This window comes from Streptomyces sp. NPDC059224 (genome assembly GCF_042754285.1).
Lineage (GTDB): Bacteria > Actinomycetota > Actinomycetes > Streptomycetales > Streptomycetaceae > Streptomyces.
Genome location: NZ_JBHZAN010000001.1, coordinates 273,503 through 298,829 on the forward strand (window position 1 = coordinate 273,503; position 25,327 = coordinate 298,829).

21 protein-coding genes and 2 pseudogenes are annotated in these 25,327 nt (G+C 71.7%); 9 read left to right on the forward strand and 14 right to left on the reverse strand.

What is annotated here, in order from left to right; genetic code table 11:
* Positions 1-82 precede the first annotated feature (82 nt).
* From ACFXI4_RS01240 to ACFXI4_RS01255, 4 genes are all read right to left on the reverse strand, one after another.
* Positions 83-979, reverse strand: a complete 897-nt coding sequence (locus tag ACFXI4_RS01240) for a hypothetical protein (protein WP_384987081.1) — start codon at positions 977-979, stop codon at positions 83-85.
* 462 nt (positions 980-1,441) lie between these two features.
* Complete coding sequence (locus ACFXI4_RS01245; RefSeq protein ID WP_384987083.1) at positions 1,442-2,581, reverse strand: lipid II:glycine glycyltransferase FemX; 1,140 nt, start codon at positions 2,579-2,581, stop codon at positions 1,442-1,444.
* A gap of 58 nt (positions 2,582-2,639) precedes the next feature.
* Complete coding sequence (locus ACFXI4_RS01250) at positions 2,640-3,470, reverse strand: metallophosphoesterase family protein (RefSeq protein WP_384987085.1); 831 nt, start codon at positions 3,468-3,470, stop codon at positions 2,640-2,642.
* Complete coding sequence (locus ACFXI4_RS01255; RefSeq protein WP_384987087.1) at positions 3,467-6,367, reverse strand: FAD-binding and (Fe-S)-binding domain-containing protein; 2,901 nt, start codon at positions 6,365-6,367, stop codon at positions 3,467-3,469. Before ACFXI4_RS01255 ends, ACFXI4_RS01250 begins: the two co-directional genes overlap by 4 nt.
* Before the next feature lie 136 nt (positions 6,368-6,503).
* Here ACFXI4_RS01255 and serC point away from each other — a divergent pair, with 136 nt between their 5' ends.
* A complete protein-coding gene (gene serC, locus ACFXI4_RS01260) occupies positions 6,504-7,622 on the forward strand; it encodes a phosphoserine transaminase (RefSeq protein WP_362730065.1) in 1,119 nt (372 codons plus the stop codon).
* Between the two features lie 144 nt (positions 7,623-7,766).
* Here the strand turns inward: serC and ACFXI4_RS01265 are convergent, their stop codons facing one another.
* On the reverse strand, positions 7,767-8,297 hold the full coding sequence (locus tag ACFXI4_RS01265) for a hypothetical protein (protein ID WP_384987089.1): 531 nt from the start codon (positions 8,295-8,297) through the stop codon (positions 7,767-7,769).
* A gap of 130 nt (positions 8,298-8,427) precedes the next feature.
* Positions 8,428-9,423 (reverse strand): WD40 repeat domain-containing protein, encoded by a 996-nt coding sequence (locus tag ACFXI4_RS01270; protein WP_384987091.1) that lies wholly within the window; start codon positions 9,421-9,423, stop codon positions 8,428-8,430.
* A gap of 94 nt (positions 9,424-9,517) precedes the next feature.
* Between ACFXI4_RS01270 and ACFXI4_RS01275 the strand changes: the two genes are divergently transcribed.
* The 4 genes and pseudogenes from ACFXI4_RS01275 to ACFXI4_RS01290 all read left to right on the forward strand — a co-directional run.
* Positions 9,518-10,201, forward strand: coding sequence for a GDSL-type esterase/lipase family protein (locus ACFXI4_RS01275; RefSeq protein WP_362730537.1), 684 nt, complete (start codon positions 9,518-9,520; stop codon positions 10,199-10,201).
* A 4-nt stretch (positions 10,202-10,205) separates the two neighbouring features.
* Complete coding sequence (locus tag ACFXI4_RS01280) at positions 10,206-10,619, forward strand: Uma2 family endonuclease (RefSeq protein WP_384987413.1); 414 nt, start codon at positions 10,206-10,208, stop codon at positions 10,617-10,619.
* Positions 10,620-10,662: 43 nt separating this feature from the next.
* The gene (locus ACFXI4_RS01285) at positions 10,663-11,436 is read left to right on the forward strand and encodes a TIGR03084 family metal-binding protein (protein ID WP_384987093.1); all 774 of its coding nucleotides are present in this window, start codon (positions 10,663-10,665) and stop codon (positions 11,434-11,436) included.
* A 67-nt stretch (positions 11,437-11,503) separates the two neighbouring features.
* A pseudogene (locus ACFXI4_RS01290) lies at positions 11,504-11,656 on the forward strand (aldo/keto reductase); the annotation flags it as partial.
* Between the two features lie 145 nt (positions 11,657-11,801).
* Here the strand turns inward: ACFXI4_RS01290 and ACFXI4_RS01295 are convergent.
* From ACFXI4_RS01295 to thpR, 3 genes are all read right to left on the reverse strand, one after another.
* Positions 11,802-12,791, reverse strand: a complete 990-nt coding sequence (locus tag ACFXI4_RS01295) for an aldo/keto reductase (RefSeq protein ID WP_093724609.1) — start codon at positions 12,789-12,791, stop codon at positions 11,802-11,804.
* Positions 12,792-12,847: 56 nt separating this feature from the next.
* Entirely contained in the window at positions 12,848-12,973 is a 126-nt protein-coding gene (locus ACFXI4_RS01300; RefSeq protein WP_384987096.1) for a helix-turn-helix domain-containing protein, read from the reverse strand.
* A gap of 318 nt (positions 12,974-13,291) precedes the next feature.
* On the reverse strand, positions 13,292-13,864 hold the full coding sequence (gene thpR / locus ACFXI4_RS01305) for an RNA 2',3'-cyclic phosphodiesterase (RefSeq protein ID WP_384987098.1): 573 nt from the start codon (positions 13,862-13,864) through the stop codon (positions 13,292-13,294).
* A gap of 32 nt (positions 13,865-13,896) precedes the next feature.
* Here thpR and ACFXI4_RS01310 point away from each other — a divergent pair.
* Positions 13,897-14,250: pseudogene (locus ACFXI4_RS01310) on the forward strand (GNAT family N-acetyltransferase); the annotation flags it as partial.
* 38 nt (positions 14,251-14,288) lie between these two features.
* Here the strand turns inward: ACFXI4_RS01310 and ACFXI4_RS01315 are convergent.
* Complete coding sequence (locus ACFXI4_RS01315; RefSeq protein WP_384987100.1) at positions 14,289-15,638, reverse strand: MFS transporter; 1,350 nt, start codon at positions 15,636-15,638, stop codon at positions 14,289-14,291.
* Positions 15,639-15,720: 82 nt separating this feature from the next.
* Complete coding sequence (locus ACFXI4_RS01320; RefSeq protein WP_384987102.1) at positions 15,721-16,158, reverse strand: MarR family winged helix-turn-helix transcriptional regulator; 438 nt, start codon at positions 16,156-16,158, stop codon at positions 15,721-15,723.
* A 190-nt stretch (positions 16,159-16,348) separates the two neighbouring features.
* Between ACFXI4_RS01320 and ACFXI4_RS01325 the strand changes: the two genes are divergently transcribed.
* Entirely contained in the window at positions 16,349-16,543 is a 195-nt protein-coding gene (locus tag ACFXI4_RS01325; protein WP_352223476.1) for a ribbon-helix-helix protein, CopG family, read from the forward strand.
* Positions 16,544-16,568: 25 nt separating this feature from the next.
* Here the strand turns inward: ACFXI4_RS01325 and ACFXI4_RS01330 are convergent, their stop codons facing one another.
* Positions 16,569-18,020, reverse strand: a complete 1,452-nt coding sequence (locus tag ACFXI4_RS01330) for an NCS2 family permease (protein WP_384987104.1) — start codon at positions 18,018-18,020, stop codon at positions 16,569-16,571.
* A gap of 112 nt (positions 18,021-18,132) precedes the next feature.
* On the opposite strand from ACFXI4_RS01330, the gene ACFXI4_RS01335 reads away from it, so the two are divergent.
* Positions 18,133-18,390 carry a DUF2530 domain-containing protein gene (locus tag ACFXI4_RS01335; RefSeq protein ID WP_362720902.1) on the forward strand — a complete coding sequence of 86 codons (258 nt, stop codon included), beginning with the start codon at positions 18,133-18,135 and terminating at the stop codon, positions 18,388-18,390.
* Between the two features lie 112 nt (positions 18,391-18,502).
* Positions 18,503-20,902: an HAD-IC family P-type ATPase gene (locus ACFXI4_RS01340; RefSeq protein ID WP_384987106.1), complete on the forward strand. Its 2,400-nt coding sequence runs from the start codon at positions 18,503-18,505 to the stop codon at positions 20,900-20,902.
* A 64-nt stretch (positions 20,903-20,966) separates the two neighbouring features.
* Here ACFXI4_RS01340 and ACFXI4_RS01345 read toward each other — a convergent pair whose 3' ends face one another.
* Positions 20,967-21,752, reverse strand: a complete 786-nt coding sequence (locus ACFXI4_RS01345; protein WP_384987108.1) for a hypothetical protein — start codon at positions 21,750-21,752, stop codon at positions 20,967-20,969.
* A gap of 390 nt (positions 21,753-22,142) precedes the next feature.
* Positions 22,143-25,259, reverse strand: coding sequence for a sacsin N-terminal ATP-binding-like domain-containing protein (locus tag ACFXI4_RS01350; protein WP_384987110.1), 3,117 nt, complete (start codon positions 25,257-25,259; stop codon positions 22,143-22,145).
* Positions 25,260-25,327 lie beyond the last annotated feature (68 nt).

The window sequence follows — 25,327 nt, forward strand, 5'->3', positions numbered from 1 at the left end:
CTCCGAACGGGTCGCTCGCGGGCCGCGCGGAGGTGAAGCCCGGCGGCCGACCGCCGCGCCGCCGGACCGTGAGCCGCGGAGGCTACTTCACGTCGACGTAGTCGCCGGCCGCCGTCGAGGCGCCGGTGGTGGTGTTGGTCGCGAAGGAGAAGCGGTAGTACCCGTCGACCGTGGCCTTGGTCGTGGTCTTGAGCGCGCCGCCGGCGCCGGCGGTGATGCCCTTCACGTTGGTGTACGTGCTGCTGGTCTTCTTGCGGAACTGCAACACCACCTTCTGGCCCGCGTAGCCGCCGTACGTGCCGGTGTCCCAGTTGGCGCGCGTCAGCTTGCCGGTGACGGTGACGGTCTTGCCCTTCTTCACCGGCTCCGGCGCGGCGTTGACGGTCAGCTTGGACGCCTTCTTGATCTTGGCGGTGGTCACGTTGTCGTCGAAGCTGGCGTTCACGGAGAGGTCGTAACCGCCCAGGGCGAGCTTCCAGGTGCCGGCGGCGCCGTTGTACTTCATGTCGGTGGCCGCGCTGATGTGGAAGACGGCCTTGCAGCTGTAGACGCCGGTCCGGGTCGTCGACTCCGTGCAGACGGGGTCGTCGTCGGTGCCCAGGGCGCCGGTGATGGTGTCCACGCTGGAGGGGTCGGTGCCCTGCCAGAGGAAGGCCTCCGTGAGCGCGACACCGTTCGCACTGGTCGCGGTGTAGGTGGCGGTCACGGACTGCCTGGTGGTGGTGGAGAGGACGATGTCCTTGCCGCCGTTGACGACGCCCTTCGAGAAGGAGATGTCGCCCACCGCGTCCATCGGACGGACGGTCTTCGCGGTGCTCGCCGCGTTCGCGGACTTCGCGGTGCCGACGGAGTGCGCGGAGAGCGAGCTGAGCCGCGCCCGCGCGTCCGGACCCTGCGCCGCCTGGGCGGCCACCGGAACGACGAGCGCGGACAGCACGGCCGCGCCGGAGATGACGGTGGCCGCGACGCGTATACGCATGTGTATCCCCCTGGGATCGCGAGAGGCCCGCCGGGATGACTCCCGGCCGGGCCCGTTGGCGTACGCAGCGTACGGATCACGTGGAGAACTCTTGAAGATTTTCTGTGCAATAGGCCTGTAACAGAATCGAACTGACGGTCGCTCACGCACGGAGCCACGTCATGCGTGGACGGCGGTCCCGTAGCGCCGGATCGCCGGGGGACGCCCGAGAAGCCGCCCCTTTCAAGGATCTCCGCAACGGCGGCTCTCGGATCTTCACCCGTACGTACACGGGTGGGGGCCACAGCCCCGCTGCCGCGTGCACGTCGTAGCCGTAGGAGTGGTCGGAGTCGTGGCGCGAAAGGCGAACAGGTGCTGTGAACACCTGGGTGACAGCTGTACAACGAGACCGAACCTGAGGGTTCTCCTACGAACCCGAGAGCCGGCTCATGAAACCGGCCCTCCCGCGCCGCCGCGAGGGACTCAGCGGCGGGCCATGTACACGTCGAACGCCTTGTGGAGCAGTTTGTTGAGCGGGAAGTCCCACTCCCCCAGGTACTCGACGGCCTCCCCGCCCGCGCCGACCTTGAAGCGGAGCAGCCCCAGCAGGTGGTTGGACTCCTCCAGGGTGTCGGTGATGCCCCTGAAGTCGTACACGGCGGCGCCGAGTTCGTGTGCGTCGCACATCATCCGCCACTGGACGGCGTTGTTGGGCTGGACCTCGCGCCTGCGGCTGGTGGAGGCGCCGTAGGAGTACCAGACGTGTCCGCCGACGGTCAGCATGGTCGCGGCGGCGAGGATCTCACCCTCGTGGTGGGCGAGATACAGGCGCATGCGGTCGGGGTGTTCGGCGGTGAGGGCGGTCCACATGCGCTGGAAGTAGGGGAGGGGACGCGGGATGAAGCGGTCGCGCTCGGCGGTCTCGGCGTACAGCGTGTAGAAGGCCGGCAGGTCCTCGTAACCGCCACGGACGACCTTGACCCCGGCCTTCTCCGCCTTCTTCACGTTGCGCCGCCACTGCTGGTTGAGCCCGCGCTGGATGTCGTCCAACGAACGCCCCTCGAAGGGAACCTGGAACACATACCGGGGCTGCCCGGCCGCGAACCCGTCCTCCCCGCCCGCCTCCGCCTGCCGCCACCCCAGCCGGCGCAGCCGCTCGCCGAGTTCGAGGGCACGAGGCTCCTGCGAGGTCGCCTCGGCGTCCCGCAGCCGCCGGGCGGCGGGATCGGCGATCGCCTCCTTGACCGCCTCCGCGCTCCACCGCCGTACGACGACGGGCGGCCCCATCTTCACCGCGAACGCCCCGAGCCCCTTCAGGTACGCCAGCAGCGGATCGAGCCAGCGGTCCAGGTCCGGATCGTGCCAGTCGATGACCGGCCCCTCCGGCAGATAGGCGAGATACCGCTTCACCTTGGGCAGCGCCCGCAACAGCACCAGCCCGGCCCCGACCATCCGCCCCTCCGAGTCGAACCACCCCAGGCTCTCCGCCCGCCAGTCCGGCTTCACGTCCCCCCAGGACGGCAGCTGCATATGGCTCGGGGAGGGGCGGCGCGAGCCGGCGAAGGCGAGGTGTTCGGCACGGGAGACGGGCCGGAGACAGAGGACTGCGGAGGCTGATGTCATGGGCGAGGCTCCTCGGATTCTTCCTGGACGGGCGGCCGGCGGATCGGTGGCGACGGCATCAAGCAGAACAGACGCACCCCTGGCCAGAATCGTTTCCACGCAGGTCGGTGCGGGCGTGTCGGGCCCTGCCGTCGCCGGGGCCGAACGTTGCCAGTGCCTCCGTGTCGGTCACCCGTGCGTTGAGGTAGCAGTCCGCCCACCGCGCGATGTCCGGGTACGCGCACTCGGCACGCAGCCGGGCGACCGCCGCCGGGATGTCGTACGACGTCACCCGCAGGTCGGTCCCGGGGCCCAGGAGGCACCAGTGGGCGCCCGGGCGGCCGTAGGGCATGCCCACGCTGCCGGGGTTGACGACCAGACGGCCGTGGGTGAGGCGGGTGTACGGCATGTGGGTGTGACCGCAGACGACGGTCGCGACGTCGGGGGCGACACCGCTGAGCACCTCCGCCCAGCGCTCCGGTGCGGAGTCGGCCAGGACGATCTCCTCGTCGTCGCGGGGCGTCGCGTGACAGAACAGCACCCGGCCCAGGCCGCGCACCGTCAGGGTGGCGGTCCTGGGGAGCGCGGCTAGGAAGTCGACCTGTGCGTCGGTGAGCGCGTCAGCCGCGAACGGGCCGATCGGGTCCGGGATCCCGGTGCGCGCGCCCCTGCGGTACTCCACCAGTTCCCGGTCCGCGTTGCCCGACAGCCACAGCACCCGCTCGCCCAGCTCGCGCAACGCCTCCATGACCGGGCCCGGTTGCGGACCCGCCGTGATGTCACCGGTGAGCACGACGCGGTCGGCCGCGGACACGTCCGGTTCGGCGAGGACCGCCTCCAGCGCGGGCAGCACCCCGTGGATGTCGGAGAGGACCGCCACCCGGTTCCATTCGGTCTCCGGCCCGGTCACTTCCCGTCCTCCCCCGCCTCCAGCGCCTCGGCGAGCACCTCCGCCAGGTGCCTCCCCCGCACCCCCGCCAGCTGTTCCAGCTGTGTCCGGCAGGAGAAGCCGTCCGCCAGGACCACCGTGCCCCGCGGCGCCCCGGCCACCGCCGGCAGCAACTGCTCCTGCGCACAGGCCTTCGACACCTCGAAGTGCCCCTGCTCGAAACCGAAGTTGCCGGCCAGCCCGCAGCAGCCGCCGACCAGGTCTCCGGTGAGGGCGGCGGCCTCGCGGAGACGGCGGTCGGCGGTGTCGCCGAGGACCGCGTGCTGGTGGCAGTGGGTCTGGCCGGTGACCCGGCGGTCCAGGCGGGGCGGGGCCCACTCGGGGGCCAGCCGTTGCAGGGCCTCCGCGAAGGTGACCACCGACGCCGCCAGACGGGCCGCCCGCGGGTCGTCCGGGAGGAGTTCCGGCAGGTCCGTGCGCAGGGCGGCGGCACAGCTGGGCTCCAGGACCACGAACACGGGCGCGTCCTCCCCGTCGGCCGGCTCCGGATCGGCCGGTTCCGGCAGCACGAGAGGGCTCAGGAGGTCGAGCGTGCCGCGCAACACCGCCCGCGCCTGGTCCAGTTGCCCCGTCGAGAGGTAGGTCAGCCCGCAGCACACGCGGGAGGCCCGGAACGGCCACGGCCGCGTCGGAAGCTCCGCCACCCCCACTCCCGCCGCCTCCAGGACGCGTACCGCCGCCCGGCCCACGGACGGTGACAGGTGCTCGGTGAACGTGTCGGGCCACAGGAAGGCCGTCCGCGCCGGAACCTTCGGCCGGCGGCCCGCCCGCGGCTGCGCCACCCGGTCCCGCAGGCGTCCGCGCCGCCGTCGCCGCAGCCACCGGCTGAACGGCTCCCTCGCCAGGCGCGGGAAGGCCCGCTCCGGAGCGATGCCGCCCACGCGTGCGGCCAGCGCCGCGAACGGGCGTACGGCGGTGAGCGCGTTGACCAGCCCCGCGGTACGCGTGCCGGCCACCAGGCGCAGCCAGCGCGGCAGCCGGCCCATGCTGTAGTGCGACCGAGGACGGCGCCGCCCCGCGTAGTGGTGGTGCAGGAACTCCGCCTTGTACGTCGCCATGTCCACCCCCACCGGGCAGTCCGACCGGCAGCCCTTGCAGGACAGGCACAGGTCCAGCGCGTCCCGTACCTCGGCCGACCGCCAGCCGTCCGTCACCAGTTCGCCCGCCAGCATCTCGTGCAGCAGCCGGGCCCGGCCGCGGGTCGAGTGCTCCTCCTCACCCGTGGCCCGGAAGGACGGGCACATCACGGAGGTGCCGGACACCTCGGCCGTACGGCACTTCGCCACACCGACGCAGCGGCGGACGGCCGCCGAGAAGTCGCCGTTGTCGGCCGGGTAGGCGAAGGCCACCGGGAGCGGTTCGCGGGGGAGGACGGCGAAGCGGAGGTTCGAGTCCAGCGGGGCCGGCCGGACCAGCATCCCCGGGTTCAGGAGGTCGTCCGGGTCCCAGATCCCCTTGGCGCGCTCGAACAGCGCCACCATCTCCGTGCCGTACATCCTCGGCAGCAGTTCCGCCCTCGCCTGGCCGTCCCCGTGCTCCCCGGAAAGCGAGCCGCCGTGGGCGACGACGAGGTCGGCCAGCTCCTGCGAGAAACGGCGGAAGCGGGCCACACCGGCCGCGCCGAGCAGGTCGAAGTCGATACGGACGTGGATGCAGCCGTCCCCGAAGTGGCCGTACGGGGTGCCGCGCAACGCGTGCTCGGCCAGCAGGCGCCTGAAGTCCCGCAGATACGCGCCCAGCCGGGCCGGCGGTACCGCGCAGTCCTCCCAGCCGGGCCAGGCCTCGCTGCCGTCCGGCATCCGGGTCGCCGTACCGGAGGCGTCCTCACGGATGCGCCAGAGCGCGCGCTGCCCGGCCGGGTCGGTGACGACCAGCCCGTCGAGGGCGTCCGCCGCGCGGACCACCGACTCCGCACGCGCGCGGGCCTGCGCGGCCGACTCGCCGCCCGTCTCCACGAACAGCCAGGCGCCGCCACGCGGCAGCCCGGCCGGGGAGCGCACCAGGTCGGCGGCCATGCCCTCCACCGTCAGCGGGGCGGCGGCGAGCAGCCCGGCCGCCGCCTCCGCGGCCGCGCTCTCGTCGGCGTACCCGAGGACCGCGAGGGCACGCGCGCGGGGTGCCGCGACGAGGCCGACGGTCGCCTCCGTGAGGATCCCCAGCGTGCCCTCGCTGCCGCAGAAGGCGCGGGCCACGTCGGCGCCCCGCTCGGGGAGCAGCGCGTCCAGGGCGTACCCGGAGATCCGGCGGGGCAGGTCGGGGAAGCCGGTGCGCAGGCGGGCCAGCTCCCCGGCCGCCAGCTCGCGCAGGCCCCGCGGGGCCCCGGCCCAGTCCTGGCCCAGCCGCAGCCTGCCGCCCCGCGCGGTGATCACGTCCAGTTCCCGGACGCTGTCCGCGGTGGTGCCCCAGGCCACGCTGTGCGAGCCGCACGAGTTGTTGCCGATCATCCCGCCGAGCGTGCAGCGGCTGTGCGTGGAGGGGTCGGGGCCGAAGCGCAGGCCGTGCGGGGCGGCGGCCTCCTGGAGACGGTCCAGCACCAGACCCGGCTGGACGACGGCCGTACGGGTGGCCGGGTCCAGGCCGATCAGGCGGTTCATGTGGCGGGTGAAGTCCAGCACCACGCCCGTGCCGGTGGCCTGCCCGGCGATCGAGGTGCCGCCGCCCCGGGCGACCACCGGCACCCCGTGGGCGCGGCACACCTCGAGGACGGCCGCCACGTCGTCCGCGTCCCTGGGGGCCACCACCCCCGCCGGAACCCGCCGGTAGTTGGACGCGTCCATGGTGACCAGCGCCCGGGACGTGACGTCGAACCCCACCTCGCCCCGGACGGCCCTGCGCAGCTCAGCCTCCAGATCGACCATGCCTCCCAGTCTGCCCGCCGGCACCGGCGGTGACGCGGGACGCGAGCCCGGGAACCACGGCGACGGCGCACACCCGCCCGTCTCACCCGACGGACTACATTTCGACCGCGTTTCCTCCAGCCACTACGCTCGCCCCGTGGCTGACATCCAGATCCCCGCTGACATCAAGCCCGCCGACGGACGCTTCGGCGCGGGCCCCTCCAAGGTGCGGACGGAGGCGCTGGACGCGCTCGCCGCCACCGGCACCTCCCTCATGGGCACCTCCCACCGCCAGGCCCCGGTGAAGAACCTGGTCGGCCAGGTCCGCGAAGGCATCAGCGCCCTGTTCTCCCTCCCTGACGGCTACGAGGTGGTCCTCGGCAACGGCGGGTCCACCGCCTTCTGGGACGTCGCCACCCACGGTCTGATCGACGCCAAGTCGCAGCACCTGAACTTCGGTGAGTTCTCGTCCAAGTTCGCCAAGGCCGCGCGGCTCGCCCCGTGGCTGGCCGACCCCACCGTCATCGCCGCCGACCCGGGCACCCACCCGGCACCGCGGGCCGAGGCGGGCGTGGACGTGTACGCGTTCACCCACAACGAGACCTCGACCGGTGTCGCGATGCCGATCGAGCGGGTCGCCGGGGCCGACCCGGGCGCGCTGGTGCTCGTGGACGCCACCTCCGGCGCGGGCGGCCTGCCCGTCGACGTCAGCGAGACCGACGTCTACTACTTCGCGCCGCAGAAGTCCTTCGCCTCCGACGGCGGCCTGTGGATCGGCATCTTCTCCCCGGCGGCGATCGAGCGCGCCGAGCGCGTCCACGCGTCCGGCCGCCACGTGCCGGAGTTCTTCAGCCTGCCCACGGCGATCGACAACTCCCGCAAGAACCAGACGTACAACACCCCCGCCCTCGCCACCCTGTTCCTGCTCGACCAGCAGCTGAAGTGGCTGAACGGCCAGGGCGGCCTGGCCTGGTCGACGGCCCGTACCAAGGACTCCTCGACCCGCCTGTACACCTGGGCCGAGGAGAGCAAGTACGCCACCCCGTTCGTCGCCGACCCGGCCCAGCGCTCCCAGGTCATCGGCACGATCGACTTCGCCGACGAGATCGACGCGGCGGCCGTCGCGAAGGTGCTGCGCGCCAACGGGATCGTCGACACCGAGCCGTACCGCAAGCTCGGCCGCAACCAGCTCCGCGTCGCGATGTTCCCGGCGATCGACCCGGCCGACGTCGAGGCGCTGACGAAGTGCGTCGACTACGTCATCGAGAAGCTGTGACGGCGTAGCGACTCCCGCGACAAGCCAGGCGCCGCGCACCTCCCAGGAAACTGACACCGTCATCACGTCAAGACGTACGACGTCTCCCCCGCGTCCTCCCCGGTCCCGTCCCCGCGTCCTCCCCGGCCCCGCCGTCGGCCCTTCTCAGGGTGCCGGGGTGCCGACCGTGGCGGTGACGGCGCCGATCACGCCGGTGCTGCTCACGGTGACCGAGACCGTGACGGGCCGGATCGGGTTCGGCGGGACGACCGGGTGGGGCGGGACGACGGGAGAGACCAGCACGAAGGAGGGGCGGGTCTTGAGGGTCGTGGTGGCCCCCGCGGAGAAGGGCAGGCTGTCCCGGCCCGCGCCGACCAGGTCGTACGCACCGCCGCTGGACCCGCCGGTGCCGCCGGTGCCGTCCAGGCTGCTGATGATCTGGGCGGTGCCGCCGCCGGCGGCGGCGGGGAGGGTGAGGACGGTGACGTCGAGGGTGCCCGTGACACGGATCTTCTCGGCCGGGCCGGCGAACGTGCCGCTGACCGGCAGGCGGACCGTACGGAACTGCGGGAGGGCGGCCGCGGCCCGTGCGGTCCGGGTGGGCTCGGCGGTGGCGGCGGTGGCGGGGACGGTCGGACCCAGGGCGGCCGTGAGCAGGCAGACCTTCCCGGCCAGGCGCAGGGCGTTGCGGCGCATGGGTGCTCCAGATTCCGTGGGGCGGGACCGGTCGCGTACCTCCGCCCCCGACCCGCGGGACCTTCCCAGCCTGCGCGGACCGGCGCCCGGCCGCCCCTCCGGTGACCCGAAAGGGTGACGTCCGCCGGGGTCAGTGCCGGCGGGTGGGCGTGCGCCGCATCCGGCGCAGCCCGAAGAGGGCGAGCACGACGACGCCGACGGCGATCGCGCCGGCCTCGACCTTGCCGCCCGCCGGACTGCCGCCGTCCCCGGAGGCGGCCGAACTCCCGTCGGCGGACGGCGCCTTCCCGGCCGGCCCGCCCGGCACGTCCTCGGCCTGCACAGGGCTTTCGGAGCCCTCGCTGCCGTACATCAGCCTGGTCCCGTCGGCGGAGTAGCTGACCGACTCGCCCTGTTTCTGCAGCGGCACGTCGAGCCGTCCCTCGCGCTTGATCTTCCCGCCGTTCCAGTCGTAGTAGATGCCGCCGAAGTAGCCGCGTACGGCGAGCTGCTTCCCGTCGGGCGAGAAGGCGGCGTCGGTGGCCCAGAGGTCGACGGGGGCGACGGGCCTGAAGACGTTGGTGCCGGAGGAGGACAGGGTCGCCGGGCCCTCGTAGAGATGCCCGCCGTCCTCCTTCTTGTCGATGATGTACACGCGGCCGGTCTCGGGGTGGACGATCAGCGACTCGGCGTTCCGGGCGCCGTTCGCGTACTTGACGACGTACTGGGTGGCCCTGATCGTCTGGTTCCGAAGGACCTTCGGCTCGGGCAGCCGGTAGATCCACACGTACGGCCAGCTCCCGTCGAGGTTGTCGCCGATGTCACCGACGTAGATCTGGTTGTCGGGGCCGATGGAGATGGCCTCGACGTCACGGGGCCTGCCGATACCACTGAGCGTGACGGTCGCGACGGTCTTCCCGGTCGCGCTGTCGACGGCGTAGACGTAGGGGCCGTCGTCGCTGTCGTTGTGCGTCCAGTAGATGCCGGGGTGCAGGTGGGAGGCGGCGAGACCGCTGGACTCGGTGATCCGCGGGTCCGTGATCGTGAACCCCTTGTCGCCGGTGCCGTCGGCGGCGGAGGCGGGTGCGGCGGCGAGGGCACCCGTGAGCAGGATCCCGGCGAGAAGGGCGAGCGAGCGTGGACGCATGGGCCCAAGCCTGCCATCCCGCCCTGTGTCCGGCCGCGGCGGACGTGTCGGTCCTCACACCCCACCCCTCCTCCTGATCGTCCATCATGAGCGGATGCTCAGGTTCATGCCCGTCGGCGACTCGATGACCATCGGCAGCACGGGCGAACACACATGGCGGTACCGCATGTGGCAGCACCTGTGCGCGACCTACGGCGGCCCGTTCAGGCTGGTCGGCCCGCGCGAGACGCTGTACGACAAGCTCGCCGAGGCGCCCGTGTCGTACTCCTACGCCGACCCGGACTTCCCCCGCGCCCACCTGGCCGGCTGGGGCGAGGGCTGGCTGCACATGGCGCCGCTGATCGAGGAAGCGGTGCGGTCCTGCCGCGCCGACGTGCTCCTCGTCTCCCTCGGCCTGATCGACCTGGGCTTCTACACGAACGCGGAGCAGACGGCGGCCAACGCTCGGGCCTTCGTGGCGGCCGCCCGGGAGGCCAACCCGCGCATCCGCATGGTGGTGCTGCCGGTGATCCCGAACATCCGGGCCGCTTCGGACCCGCAGTTCGCGGAGCAGGTGGACCTCTTCAACGTCCTGCTGGCGAAGACGGTCGCCGACCTTGACGAGCCCCGCTCCCCGCTGCTGCTGGCCTCGCCCCCGCCGTCGTACGACATCGACACCGACACCTACGACGGCACCCACCCCAACGCGAACGGCGAACACCGCATCGCGGAGGCGTTCGCGGAGGCGATGTGGCAGGGGTGGGACCTGGGCGAGGAGTACGCGGCGGCAGCCGACTGACCGGATCCGCCGAAGCCCGGTCCGCCCGGGGCGTCTGGACGGGTTCGCGTCCGACGTGAGCGTGACGGCCGAGGGGGCGGTCGAGAACGGGAAGGGGCTCTGGCGCTACCAGGACGTCGAGTTCCTCGCCGAGGTCATCTCCCGGGGCACCGCGGCCGACGACCACGGCCTGAAGAAGACCGCCTACGCCGAGGCCGAGGCCCCCGTCTGCCTGATCGCCGACCCCTGCCAGCGCCGCTGCCACGTCTGCACCAACCCCAGGGGCGACGACTGCGCGACCGGGACGAAGGCCGGCTTCGGCGACGAGGCGGACCTCACGTCGACCGCCGTCGGGCTCACCCTGAAGACCGACGAGTTCCCGACCGATCAGCCTCGCACGCAACGGAGTTGGGCCTTTCCCGCGGGCTCCTTCGGCTAGGCTCGACGGTGCCTGCCGTCACCGCGCGCGAAGGTGGTCCCGGATGCTGGACTACGGCCTCGACCTCTCCGCCCTGGACGGCGGCCCCGCGGTCCCCGACCTGGTGGCCGAGGGGGACGAGCTCGACGCCCTGGTGTCGGCGCATCCCGACTGGACCAGGCCGACTCCGGCCGCGGGGTGGACGATCGCCCACCAGATCGCCCACCTCGCCTCGGCCGACGCCAACGTCGTCATCGCCGTACGGACCCCGGACGCGTTCGACGCCGTGCTGAAGCAGGCCGAGGCCGCGGGCGCCCGGTACGCCGACCTGGACGCCGCAACGGGAGCGGCCGAACCGCGGGCGACGCTGCTGGAGCGCTGGCGGGAGGGCCGGACCGAGGTGGCGGCGGCGCTCCGTGACGTGCCCCGCGACCACGGGTTCCCCTGGTACGGCTCGCGGCTGACCAGCGCGCTCATGACACCGCTGCGGCTGATGGAGACCTGGGCCCACGGCCAGGACGTCTTCGACGCGCTCGGGGTCTCCCGCCGCCCGACGGACCGGCTCCGGCAGGTGGCCGCGCTGGGCGTGACCGGACGGGAACTGTCCTTCCACGCCGCCGGGCTGCCCGTCCCGGCCGAGCCGTTCCGCGTCGAGCTGACCGGTCCCGGCGGCGAGATCTGGGCATGGGGCCCGCAGGACGCGGCGCAACGGGTGCGGGGCACCGCCCTCGACTTCTGCCTCCGGGTCACCCACCGCAGGTCCCGGGCCGAGACCGGTCTCCGGGCGGCCGGCGCGGACGCGGACACCTGGCTCGGCATCGCCCGCGTCTTCCTGTGAGGAACTCCGGGCCGGCCGGTCCGAAGCGCTTGCCCAGAGCGCACTCCACGACGTTGGCTGGGTGACCATGAAGTACACGCAGCTCGGACGTACCGGACTCAAGGTCGGCCGACTCGTCCTCGGCACCATGAACTTCGGCCCGCAGACCGACGAGGCCGACAGCCACGCGATCATGGACGCGGCGCTGGATGCCGGCATCAACTTCTTCGACACTGCCAACCGGCAATTTTGATGCCAGGTTCCGCAGCAGCGCATCGCTGACGCTCACCGCTCCTGCGGACCCCGAGTTGAAACGACGAAGCCGCCGCCTCCCACTCGCCTCGAACGCAAGCAGAAGGCGACGACTGCGACGCAGACCCGCTACCTCACCATGCGAAGGCTTCGGGAGACGGTCCGGGACCGGGGAAGATCTCGTCCAGAGACGTCAGCAGTTCCTCGCTCAGCTCCAGCTGTAGGGCGCGCAGCGCCGAGTCCAGCTGCTCCTGCGTGCGAGGGCCGACGATCGGGCCGGTGACGCCGGGGCGGGTCAGCAGCCAGGCGAGCGCCGCTTCACCGGGCTCCAGGCCGTGCTTGTCGAGGAGGTTCTCGTACGCCTGGATCTGCTCGCGTGTCTTGGTGTCCTTGAGCGCGTCGGCAGCGCGGCCGCTCGCCCGGCGCCCCTGTGTGGCCTCCTTCTTGAGGACGCCGCCGAGCAGTCCTCCGTGCAGCGGAGACCAGGGGATGACCCCGAGGCCGTAGTCCTGCGCGGCCGGGATGACCTCCATCTCGGCGCGGCGCTCAGCGAGGTTGTAGAGGCACTGCTCGCTGACCAGGCCCATGCGGCCGTGCCGGGCGGCGGTCTCGTTGGCCTGGGCGATCTTGTAGCCGGGGAAGTTGGACGACCCCGCGTAGAGGATCTTGCCCTGCTGGACCAGGACGTCGATCGCCTGCCAGATCTCCTCGAACGGTGTCGACCGGTCGATGTGATGGAACTGGTAGATGTCGATGTAGTCGGTCTGCAGCCGCTTGAGGGAGGCGTCGACGGCCCGTCGGATGTTCACCGCGGAGAGCTTGTCGTGGTTGGGCCAGACGTCCCCGTCGCCCGCCATGTTCCCGTACACCTTGGTGGCGAGGACGACCTTGTCGCGCCGCCCGCCACCCTGGGCGAACCAAGTACCGATGATCTCCTCGGTGCGGCCCTTGTTCTCACCCCACCCGTAGACGTTGGCCGTGTCCAGAAAGTTCAGACCCGCGTCGAGAGCGGCGTCCATGATGCCGTGGCTGGTTGATTCGTCTGTCTGCGGACCGAAGTTCATCGTGCCGAGAACGAGTCGGCTGACCTTGAGTCCGGTGCGTCCGAGCTGGGTGTACTTCATGGGCCACAAGCCAACTGCTTCGAGTCCGCTCCAGGCAAGGGCATCAGGTTCCGCCGTCAGGAGTCGTCTCCGAGATACCGGTACATCGTGGCCCGGGAGACGCCCAGAGCCTTGGCGATGGCACTGACACTCTCTCCCTTCGCCTTCCTCGCGCGGGCCACGGCCAGCGCGTCCTCGTTCACGGCGGACGGCCGTCCGCCGGTAAGCTGCTGGCCGGACTGGACGAGATCTTCCCGGGCCCGGGGCCCTCTCCGGAGGCCTTCGCCTGGTAGCCGGCGTCAGGGGCAGCGTCCCGTGAGGGGCGCTGGGGGTGCCCCCGGCCTTCGGCCGGGGGCAGAAACTGCGCGACCGGCCACGAACGGCCCGCGGCCGGCATCGGGCGGCCGCAGTTCCCCAGCCCGCCCTCACCGCATGGCAGAGGCCACCGCAACCACCACGAACAACAACACAAGCGCACCGGCCATGATCCGGTTCCGGGTCTTCGGGTCCACGCGACGAGCCTAACCGCCCGCCCCGAGCTCCCAGCGGGCGACCGGCTCGTACCGTGGCTGCTCGCCCGGTACCCCCGACGTCGGCAGGTTGCTGCGCACCAGCGCCAGGTCGCCCACCGTCCAGGTCCGGCTCGTGAACTCCGCGAGCAGGGTGAGGTAGGGCCCGGTCTCCACCGCCTCCCGGCTGCGCGCCACCGTCAGGTGGGCCTTGTAGCGGCGGTGCTCCCCCATCGGTACGCCCGCCTTCCGCGCCGCCGCCTCCGCACGGTCGGCGAGCAGCCGGAGGGTCCCCAGGTCGCCGTCGGCGCCCGCCCACAGGGCCCGGCCACGGCCGAACTGGCCGCCGCCCGCGACGGACAGCCGGAACGGCGGGGTGCGGTGGGCCGCCCGGGCCAGCCGCTCCGACAGGTCCGGTACGAGGCCCTCCTCGACCTCGCCGTAGAACGCGAGGGTGAAGTGCCAGCCGGGGCGGCCGGTCCAGCGCAGCGCCTCCGCGCCCGGCAGCCGCTTCAACCGGTCGACCTCGACGGCGAGTTCGACCGCCACCTCGGGCGGGGGCAGCACGGCGGCGAAGAGTCTCATGCGGACCACCCTGCCATCACGAGGAGACGCCTATCACCAAGGGTGTGACCTACATCGCCGAGGCCGACGGGGTGCCGGCCGCCACGCTCACGGTCACCGACGCGCCCGGCGCCTGCCTGTCGCATCTCCCGCCGCCCGGTGAGCCCGAGCGGTACATCCACCGGCTGGCCTCCGACCGCCGCTTCAAGGGCCACGGCGTGGGCAGCGCCCTGCTGGCGCACGCGGCCGAGGAGACCCGGCGGGCCGGGGTGTCGCTGCTGCGGGTGGACTGCTAGGCGGGCGCCGACGACAAGCTGGTCCGCTACTACGAGGGCGACCGCTTCGTCCGCACGGAGGCCTACACCGTGGGGGACGGCCGGGCGGGACAGGTGCCGGCCCGGAGGCTCCAGTCCTCCGGGCCGGCACCTGCCGGCGTCGTCCGGTCTCAGGCCGCCGGCGCGAGCTGTTCCTGGGTCTCTCTCGGGACGAACCGCACCCGCGGATGTCCGCCGTGCCAGCCGACCGACAGGCGGAGGTTGCCGACGCGGGCCAGGACCAGGCCGATCACCACGGCCGCCGCGGCGGCGATGGCACCGCCCACCGCCAGGCCGGCGCGGACACCGTACGCGTCGGTGATCCAGCCGGCGATGGGGGCGCCGATGGGCGAGCCGCCCATGAACACCATCATGTACAGGGCCATCACCCGGCCGCGCATGGCAGGGTCGGTGCCCATCTGGACGGTGGTGTTGGCGGTGACGTTGACCGTCATGCCGAACATGCCGATCGGGACCATGAGCAGGGAGAACAGCCACAGGGACGGCGCGGTCGCCGCCACCAGCTCCAGGCCGCCGAAGGCCACGGCCGCCGCGATCATCACCCGCATCTTGGCCGTGCCGCGTCTGGCCGCGAGCAGGGCGCCGGCCAGGGAACCGACCGCCATCAGGGTGTTGAAGAGGCTGTAGGAGCCGGCGCCCGCGTGGAACACGTCGTCCGCGAAGGCGGACAGGTACACGGGGAAGTTGAAGCCGAAGGTGCCGATGAAGCCGACCAGGATGATCGTCCACATCAGGTCGGGGCGGCCTGCCACGTAGTGCAGGCCCTCCCGCAGCTGGCCCTTGCCTCTGGGCGCCCGCCGCACGACGTGCAGGTCACGCGCGCGCATCAGCATCAGGCCGACGATGGGGGCGACGAAGGACAGGCCGTTGAAGAGGAAGGCGTAGCCGGTGCCGACGCCGGTGATCATCAGACCGGCGACGGCGGGGCCGACCAGGCGGGCCGACTGGAAGTTCGCGGAGTTGAGGCTGACCGCGTTCTGCAGCTGGTCCGGGCCGACCATCTCGGAGACGAAGGACTGGCGAGCCGGGTTGTCGACGACCGTGGCGAGGCCGACGACGAACGCGGCGAGGTAGACGTGCCACACGTGCACATGGCCGGAGAGGGTCAGCAGCGCCAGCGCGATGCCGGTGAGGGCCATGGACGTCTGGGTGACGAAGAGGGCACGGCGCTTGTTCAGCCGGTCGACGAGGACTCCGCCGTAGAGGCCGAAGAGGAGCATCGGCAGAAACTGCAGGGCGGTGGTGACACCGACCGCGGTCGCGGAGCCGGTGAGGCTGAGGACCAGCCAGTCCTGGGCGATGCGCTGCATCCAGGTGCCGATGTTCGAGACGACCTGGCCCGCGAAGAACAGGCGGTAGTTCCTGACCTTCAGCGAGCCGAACATCGAGGACCTGCGAGGGACGGGGGTAGTCGGGGCGGTCGGTGCGGGGGCGGAAGGTGCTCCGGATCCCGTACTCAAAGTGCGTTCGCCTCCTCTTTTTCTGGCTCGTTCGCCTGCGGGGCGCTCCAGCCCCTTCGGCTCACTCGCGGGTGAAGGGTTCCTACAGGTGCGCGAGTTTCTCCAGGACGGGGGCGGCCGCGCGGAGCTTGGCCCACTCGTCCTCGTCGAGGCCGTCGACCAGGCCGGCCAGGAACGCGTTGCGCTTGCGGCGGCTCTCCTCGAGCATCGCCTCGGCCTGCTCGGTCCTGGTGACGACCTTCTGGCGCCGGTCCTCGGGGTGCGGCTCCAGACGGACCAGTCCCTTGGCTTCGAGCAGCGCGACGATGCGGGTCATCGAGGGCGGCTGCACATGCTCCTTGCGGGCCAGCTCACCGGGGGTGGCCTGGCCGCAGTTGGAGAGGGTGCCCAGTACCGACATCTCGGTGGGGCTCAGTGACTCGTCGACCCGCTGGTGCTTCAGCCGTCGCGAGAGTCGCATCACGGCGGAGCGGAGGGCGTTCACGGCGGCCACGTCGTCGCCATGGGTAAAGTCCGGCATGTTCTTTAGAGTAACTCATTACCCTACCTAAGGACCACCCGGGACACGCCCCTCTGCCCGTGACCTCGGCCACGGAATCCGGGGGTCCGGGGTCACGGGGTGTCCACCGGAAAACATCGCGTCACCCATACGAGTGAGTCAAATCCGGAAAGTCACGCACCGGACGCCCGGATGTGGCGCCCTCATATGCATGGGGACCAGTGTGCTCAGCCTGCGGATAGACAAAGAGCTGCTCGACCGGCTCCGCCATCACGCGGCGAAAAGGGGAATGAGCGTCCAGGACTACGTGGTCCGGACGCTCATTCGCAACGACTTCGACGAGCGGTTCTCGGCCGCCGTCGAGGAGACGGAGAGGTTCTACGGCGATCAGGTCAAGGTCACATGAGCCCCCCGCCCGATCAGGGCCGGAATCAGGTGAGACCCAGGGCCGGCATCAGGTAGTAGAAGGCGAACACGGCCGCGACCGCGTACATCGCGACCGGTATCTCCCTGGCCCGGCCGGCGGTCAGCCGCAGCACCACGAAGGTGATGAAGCCCATGCCGATGCCGTTCGTGATCGAGTAGGTGAACGGCATCATCACCATGGTCACGAAGGCCGGGATCGCGACGGTGTAGTCGGCCCAGTCGATCTCCTTGATCGAACCGGCCAGGATCAGGAAGCCCACCGCGAGCAGCGCCGGGGTGGCGGCCTGGGAGGGGACCATCGTGGCGACCGGGGTCAGGAACAGTGCCACGGCGAACAGCGCGCCGGTGACGACGTTGGCGAAGCCGGTCCGCGCGCCCTCGCCGACGCCCGCCGTCGACTCCACGAAGCAGGTGGTGGCCGAGGACGAGCTGGCACCGCCGGCGGCTACCGCGACGCCGTCGATGAAGAGGACCTTGTTGATGCCCGGCATGTAGCCCTGGGCGTCGGTCAGCTTGGCCTCGTCACTGACGCCCATGATCGTGCCCATGGCGTCGAAGAAGCAGGACAGCAGGACGGTGAAGACGAAGAGGATGCCGGTCAGCACGCCGACCTTGCCGAAACCGCCGAAGAGGCTGACCTTGCCGAGCAGGCCGAAGTCCGGGGTGGAGACGGGGCTGCCGGGCCACTTCGGGACGGTCAGGCCCCAGGTCGTCACATGGGCGACGGAGTTGACGATCAGCGCGAGCACGGTCATCGCGACGATGGAGATCAGGATCGCGCCGGAGACCTTGCGGACGATCAGCGCGAGGGTCAGCAGCACGCCGAGCACGAAGACCAGGACCGGCCAGCCGTTGAGGTGACCGTCGGAACCGAGCTGGAGCGGGACGGTGGTCTGGGCGACGTCCGGGATCCGGCTGACGAACCCGGAGTCCACGAGGCCGATCAGCATGATGAACAGGCCGATGCCGATCGAGATCGCCTTGCGCAGGCTGTAGGGCACGGCGTTCATCACGCGCTCACGCAGACCGCTGGCGACCAGCAGCATCACGACGATGCCGGCCAGCACCACCATGCCCATGGCGTCCGGCCAGGACATCCGGGGCGCCAGCTGGAGGGCGACGACGGAGTTCACGCCGAGACCGGCGGCGAGCGCGATCGGGACGTTGCCGATGACACCCATGAGCAGCGTCGTGAAGGCGGCGGTGAGGACGGTGGCGGTGACCAGCTGACCGTTGTCGAGCTGGTGGCCGTACATGTCCTTCGCGCTGCCGAGGATGATCGGGTTCAGCACGATGATGTACGCCATCGCGAAGAACGTGGCGAAGCCGCCGCGCACCTCGCGGGCGAGGGTGCTGCCCCGCTCGGAGATCTTGAAGTATCGGTCGAGCGCGCCGTACGCGGGGGTCGCACCCGGCTGTTCGGGGGCGGGGGCCTGAGTGGGAGCCGGGGTCGACATTGGATGTTCCTACGATCAGAAGTAGCCAGACACAAACGGTTTCAGTATGAACGTATGAGTTCCAGATCGCTATCTCCGCGCGTAGACCCTGCGGATGCGTAAGCTGAGCACCATGGCGAAGTGGACTCCCCAGCACGAGGCACCGGAACCCCTGGAGGGACCCGTGGTGCCGACGATCATCGGCGGCACGATCGTCTGGTTCGCCCTCTTCCTGGTCCAGCTCCCCTTCTACGGCTGGTACGCCGACCACGGTCACACCTGGTGGGTGTGGACCTGCCTGGCCGGCGGCGGCCTCGGGCTGATCGGCATCTGGTACGTGAAGAAGCGGGACGCGGCCATCAAGCGGGCGCAGGCCGCCCGCTCCCTGTAGGGGCGATCCCCGGGGCCGCTCTACAACCAGGGCACGACCCGGCTCCTCCGCTGGTCGGATCTTCCGGGCACTCGGCAGGTGAACGCGCAAATCCGCACGTACCGTCGAACGTATGACGCACATCGACGCGGGCGCGGAACTCGACCCTGTGCATCCGGTTCCGCTGCCACCCCCGGCCCGAACGGGCGGACTGACCGCCGCCCAGGTGGCGGAGCGGATCGCGCGCGGCGAGGTGAACGACGTACCGGTACGCAGCAGCCGCTCGTTCGGCGAGATCGTGCGGGCGAACGTCTTCACCCGGTTCAACGCGATCATCGGTGTGCTGTGGGTGATCATGCTGGTGGTGGCGCCCATCCAGGACAGCCTCTTCGGCTTCGTGATCCTGGCCAACACGGGCATCGGCATCGTGCAGGAGTGGCGGGCGAAGAAGACCCTGGACTCGCTCGCGGTGATCGGCGAGGCGCGGCCGACCGTGCGCCGCGACGGAGCCGCGGTGGAGGTGAGCACGGCCGAGATCGTGCTCGACGACCTCATAGAGATCGGCCCCGGCGACAAGATCGTGGTGGACGGGGTGTGTGCCGAGGCCGACAGCCTGGAGATCGACGAGTCGCTGCTCACCGGCGAGGCCGACCCGGTCGTCAAACGCCGTGGCGACCCGGTGATGTCGGGCAGTTTCGTGGTGGCCGGCGGCGGCGCCTTCGCGGCCACGAAGGTCGGCCGGGAGGCCTATGCCGCCCAGCTCGCCGAGGAGGCCTCCCGCTTCACGCTCGTCCACTCCGAGCTGCGCTCCGGTATCTCGACCATCCTCAAGTACGTGACCTGGATGATGGTCCCGGCTGCCATCGGCCTGGTCGCCACCCAGCTCCTCGTCAAGAACAACGGACTCAAGGACGCCGTCGCCCGTACGGTCGGCGGCATCGTGCCGATGGTCCCCGAGGGTCTCGTGCTGCTCACCTCCGTCGCCTTCGCGATCGGCGTGATCCGGCTGGCCCGCCAGCAGTGCCTGGTCCAGGAACTCCCCGCGATCGAGGGCCTGGCCCGCGTCGACACCGTCTGCCTGGACAAGACCGGCACGCTCACCGAGGGCGGCATGGACGTCACCGAGCTGCGGGCCCTGAACGGGGTGGACGAGACCTACGTGCGCAAGGTGCTGGGCTCGCTCGGCGAGTCCGACCCGCGGCCGAACGCCTCCCTCCAGGCGATCATCGACGCCTGTCCCGACAGCGAGGACTGGCGGTGCGTGGAGTCACTGCCCTTCTCCTCCGCCCGCAAGTACAGCGGGGCGACCTTCAGCGAGGGCGACGGGGAGCTGAGCACCTGGCTGCTGGGGGCGCCGGACGTGCTGCTCGGCGCCGACGACCCGGCCCTGGCCGAAACCGTGCGCCTCAACGAGGAAGGTCTGCGGGTGCTGCTGCTGGCACGCGCCACCCGGGACCTCGACGACCCGAAGGTCGCGCAGGGCGCCGGCGCCACCGCCCTGGTGGTCCTTGAACAGCGGCTGCGGCCGGACGCCGCCGACACCCTGCGCTACTTCGCCGACCAGGAGGTCCGGGCGAAGGTGATCTCCGGAGACAACGCGGTGTCGGTGGGTGCGGTGGCCGCGAAGCTCGGGCTGAGCGGGACCACGGTGGACGCGCGCAGGCTGCCCACCGAGCCCGGCAGGATGGCCGAGGCCCTGGACGAGGGCACCGTCTTCGGACGGGTCACCCCGCAGCAGAAGCGGGAGATGGTGGGGGCGTTGCAGTCGCACGGGCACACGGTCGCGATGACCGGGGACGGCGTGAACGACGTTCTCGCCCTGAAGGACGCGGACATCGGCGTCTCGATGGGTTCGGGTTCCGAGGCCACCCGGGCGGTCGCGCAGATCGTCCTGCTCAACAACAGCTTCGCGACGCTGCCCTCGGTGGTCGCCGAGGGGCGCCGGGTGATCGGCAACATCACCCGGGTCGCCACCCTGTTCCTGGTCAAGACGGTCTACTCGGTGCTGCTCGCGGTGCTGGTGGTGTGCTGGCAGGTCGAATACCCCTTCCTGCCCCGGCACCTGACCCTGCTGTCCACCCTCACCATCGGCGTCCCGGCCTTCTTCCTGGCCCTCGCCCCCAACAAGGAACGGGCCAGACCGCACTTCGTCCGCCGCGTGATGCGCCACTCGATACCGGGCGGTGTGCTGGCCGGTGTCGCGACCTTCGTGACCTACCTGCTCGCCCGGCACTACTACACGGGCCCCGGCTCCCTGGACGCGGAGACCAGCGCGGCGACCCTGACCCTGTTCCTGATCTCGATGTGGGTCCTGGCGATCATCGCCCGTCCCTACACCTGGTGGCGGGTGGTGCTGGTGGCCTCGATGGGCGTGGCCTTCGTCTTCGTCCTCGCGGTGCCGGCCCTGCAGAGCTTCTTCGCGCTGAAACTGGTGGGCACCGTGATGCCGTGGACCGCGGTCGGCGTGGCGGTGGTGGCCTCGGCGGTACTGGAGGTCCTGTGGCGGTGGGTGGAGCGGCGCTTCCCGGTGTGAGCGGCGAAGCACGTCCGCCCCACCGGTGCGGCACCGGCGGGGCGGACGTTTGGTTCCGGTGGGGCTACTGCACGTCGACGTAGTCGCCGGTGGCGCTGACCGCCGGGGTCGTGGACGTGCCCGCGAAGGAGTAGCGGTAGTAGCCGTCCACCGTCGCCGTGGTCGTCGTCTTCAGGGCGCCCGTCGAGGAGGACTTGATGGTCTTCAGCGTGGTGTAGGTGCTGGAGCCCTTCTTGCGGAACTGGAGCTTGACCGACTGGGTGCCGTAGCCGGAGTACTTGGCCGCGTCCCAGTTGGCGCGCGTCAGGGACCCGGTGACCGTGATGGTCCTGCCCTTCTTGACCGGCTCGGGGGCGGCGTTGACCGTCAGCTTGGACAGGCGCTGGACCGAGACCTTGCCCAGGTTGTTCCCGAAGGTGGCGGGGTTGCCGTCCGCGTCGAAGGCGATGGCGCCCGCCTGCCAGGTGCCGGCGACGCTGTTGACGACGTCATTGTGGCTGGCGCTGAGGGTGGCCTTGCAGCTCTGGACGGTCGAGGAGGTGTCCGTGCAGGTCGCAAGGTCCGAGGGGGCCACGCCGTACTCGGACGACTTGATGTCGGAGCCGTGGTAGATGACCGGGATGGTGAAGAAGTCGCTGCTCTTCAGGCTGGCGGCGTGGGTCACCTTGTAGGTGATCGAGAACTTCACGGAGCCCGTGGCGGGCACGACAACGGCCTTCCCGCCGTTGACCTTCACGCTGGAGAAGGTGACGTTCAGCGTGGTGCTGCCGGCGGCGTGCGCGGCCGGGGCGACGAACGCGGTGAGGGCCAGGGCGCCGGAGACGGCGGCCACAGTGGCACGAATGCGCATGAATTCCCCAGTGGGAACAGTGGGCACGGGGCCCAAGTGATCTAGGAAGTCTGTTGACTCAGTGAGAAGATCCACGAGGGGCGGGAGTGGTTGTACGTGCGAGACATATTCCGGTCAGATTTTGATTGCTTTGCATCCGGATTACGTTCCCATGGGATTACTCCACGTCGACGCAGTCGCCCGTGGCGTTGACCCCCGGGGTCCAGACTCCCTCCGCCGGTCGCCCTGACCCTGGCCCGCCGCGCCAGGGACGAGGAGACCCCGAAGCCGGTCACCGACGTCTCGTCCGTGGGCGCTCGACCCTCGTCCGTGGGCGCTCGACCCGGACCGCTTCGCGTACTTCCCGGAAGTGGCCGCGGACCGACCCGGGCGGCTCCTCGGTCGAACCACTCAGTCGAACCAGCGGTCCCTGGCCAGTTCCTCCGTGCGTGACGCGTCCTCCAGCAGGGCGGCCACCTCGAAGCGGCGTGGCCACTGGCCGGACGCCCAGGCGAGGCCCGCGGCGACGCCCTCCAGGGTGGCGGCGTGCAGGACGCCGTCGCCGGTGAGCCGCCAGTCGATCTCGACGCCGTCCACCACCAGTTCCTCGTGCTCGACGTAGGTCACCGGGGTCCGCGGTCCGAGCAGGACGTGAACCGACTCCGGGACGTCGTGTTCGGTGCCCTCCGAGTCGACCGACCCCGTCACCGACTCGCTCAGCCGCCGCACCTGGAACAGTTCGGCCAGTTCGGCGGCGCGGGCGGGCCGTACCGGGAGCAGCGGCACGCCGGTCGTGAACGGCAGCAGGTCCGGGGAGTCGACGACCACCGCGTCCGCCGCGTCCACCACCTCCACCCGGCCGTCGACCACCGCCCGCAGTTCGTCGGGGAGGGTCACCTGCTCGGGGTCCAGGTCCGCCAACGCGCCGTACAGGGCGTGCAGCTGGGCGCCGGTGACCGAGCGGTCCGGGTCGGCGAGGCGGTCCAGGAGTTCGGCGGCACCACCCGGCTCGTCGAGGAGGGCGGCCACCGAGGTCCGTACCCCCAGCGCCCGCAGCACCTGCTCGTCCTCGAAACCGGTGGCGTCGGCCTCCTCGTAGAGGCCGCGCAGCAGCGGGTCGCCGCCCGAGGCCAGCAGACCGGCGGGACGGCGGCCGTCGAGCACCGGGTGGCCGCGCAGCCACCAGGCCGTGTACGGCCGTACGACCTCGTGGGTGCCGTCCGGCAGCAGGATGCGGACCGGCTGGGTGAGGGCGTCCCGCAGCGGCGGCCGGGCGAGCAGCGCGAGCGCCTCGGGCCAGTGGTCCTCGTCGACGAGGTCGAGGTCGCGGACGGCGACCAGCTCGGTGGCGACCGGGGGTACGGGGGTGTCCGGGAAGCGGTCGAGGACGTCCTCGCACCAGACGTCGACGGCGTCGAGCAGGCCGGCGTCGTCGGGCTCCGCGAAGTCGCCCTCGCGCGGCTCCAGTTCGTCCGGGTCCAGGACCACGTCGGTGGCGCGGACCAGGGCGAAGTCCGCCAGCACCCCGCAGGCGGCCAGTGGCTGTTCGCCCCACTTCTGCGCCAGCTCGGCGTCCACGGCGGCCAGTTCGTCCGCCCTGATCACCCGGGCGAACGGGCTGCCGGGGAGGACGAGTTCACCGGCGGGTGCCAGCTCGCCGTCCTCGTCGGGCAGGGCGAGGGCGCCCAGCCAGGGCTCGTCACCCGGTTCCAGGCCGGCGTCCCGGACCAGGGCGAGGACGGTGTCCGCCAGCTCCTCGGCGTCCGGGGTGTCCTCCTCCCAGCTCAGGCCACCGTCGTCGTCCAGGGACGCGGCCACGGCGGCCCGCACCTGCGGGGTGGTGAGGACCGCGCGCGGAGTCGCGGGCAGGGCGCCGAGCTTCTCCAGCAGGGGGTGGGCGGCGTCCTGGTGGGCGACCTTGAGGCCGAGCCGGGCCAGGACCTCGGGGTCGATGACCGCGTCCGGGGCAGGCAGCAGGATCTGCCGGGGCCCGATCGTCGTACGCCCGTCGGCGAGCGGCACCGGCAGGCCCGACAGCCGTTCCGGGTCGACGCCCGCGAGGCTGTCGTAGAGCCGCCACCACCAGTCCGGGTCCTTCTCCAGCCCGGCCAGGCGGTCGACGGCGTCGGCGAGCGGCAGCCGGGTGACGGACAACGTCCGCAGTTCCACCCGGCGTTCGAGACCGGCGGGCAGGAGGGTCGGGAGGACTTCCGCGAGCACCCGGACCGTGTCCGCGCCCGCCCCCTCCACGATCTCGGCGTCCCGGGGGCGCAGCGCCTCGGGCAGTTCGCTGTCCTCGCCGGCGTCGACGGCGGGCGGCAGGAACGCGGTGCGCGGCAGCCGCTCCAGGATCGCCTGGCGCAGCGCGCCGTCCAGCTCGCCCTTGCCGAGCGGGCCGGGCACCAGATGGATGATCTCCTCCCCCACCGGCCGCCAGCCGGCGAGGAGTTCGGCGTACGCGTCGGCCGCGCGCTGCACCAGGAAGTCGGTGAGCGGGCCGGGGGCGGCGTGCCGGCGGGTGGTGTCGAGGGGGAAGGACGCGATGAGCAGGGCGGGGACGCCGAGGGGCTCGTCGCTGGGGGTGGGGGCGTGCAGCACGGCGGCGGTGCGCGGGCGGTCCGGGGCGCCCGCGGCGTCCGTGGGCACGGCCCAGGTCAGCGACCAGTGCGGGCGCAGCCGCTCCTCGACCGGCCGGCCGGCGAGCAGCTCCGGGGTGAGCGGGCCGTGTGCGGAGACGGTACGCCAGCGGGTGGTGCCCTGCTGGGAGTCGTCCACGACGGTGAGCGCGCCGTCGGTGCCGCGGCGCAGCGTGCGCACGGTGTCGCCGGTCTCGATCACGACCTCCGCCAGGCCCGGCAGGGCGAGCAGGAGGGCGTCGTCGACGGCTGCCAGGAGGCGCTCGGCGAGATCGGTGGCCGCGGTGTCCCGGAGCGGCAGGATCACGACCGTGTCGTAGGGGTCGGGGGCGGTGCCCTCGGCGGTGAACGGGAGCCGCAGCAGCGGCACATGGCCGTCCCGGCGACGGATCTCGTCGCCGAGACCGCCGCTCTGCCGGGCGGTCTCCTCGGCCAGTTCCCGGGCCTCGGGCAGCGACCACCGCACCCCGCCGTGCCGGCCGACCACCGCGGGCTCGTCGGTCACCGCGAGCACGGCGGCGAAGCCGACCCCGAACCGTCCGACGGCGCCGTCGGTGTCCTCCCGCTTCGCCGACGCGCGCAGGGTGGAGAGGGACTCGACGCCGGCCGCGTCCAGCGGGGCACCGGTGTTGGCGGCGAACAGGACGCCGTCGCGGAGGGTGAGCCGGAACCGGCCGGGGACACCGGCGCGGGCGGCCGCGTCGGCGGCGTTCTGGGCGAGCTCCACGACGAGCCGGTCCCGGTAGCCGCCGAGGACCAGGTCCTCCTCGGCGTTGGCGTCCTCACGGAACCGGGCGGGGCTGGTGGCCCAGGCGTCGAGGACACCGCGCCGCAGGCGGGCGGTACCGAACGGATCGGCGCCCTCGGCGGCGGGCCGCACGAACTTGCTCACGTTCACTCTCCTCGTCGACGTGAGGAGAAGGTACCGCGCGCCGGGGACCCACCCGGCCGCCCGCCCGC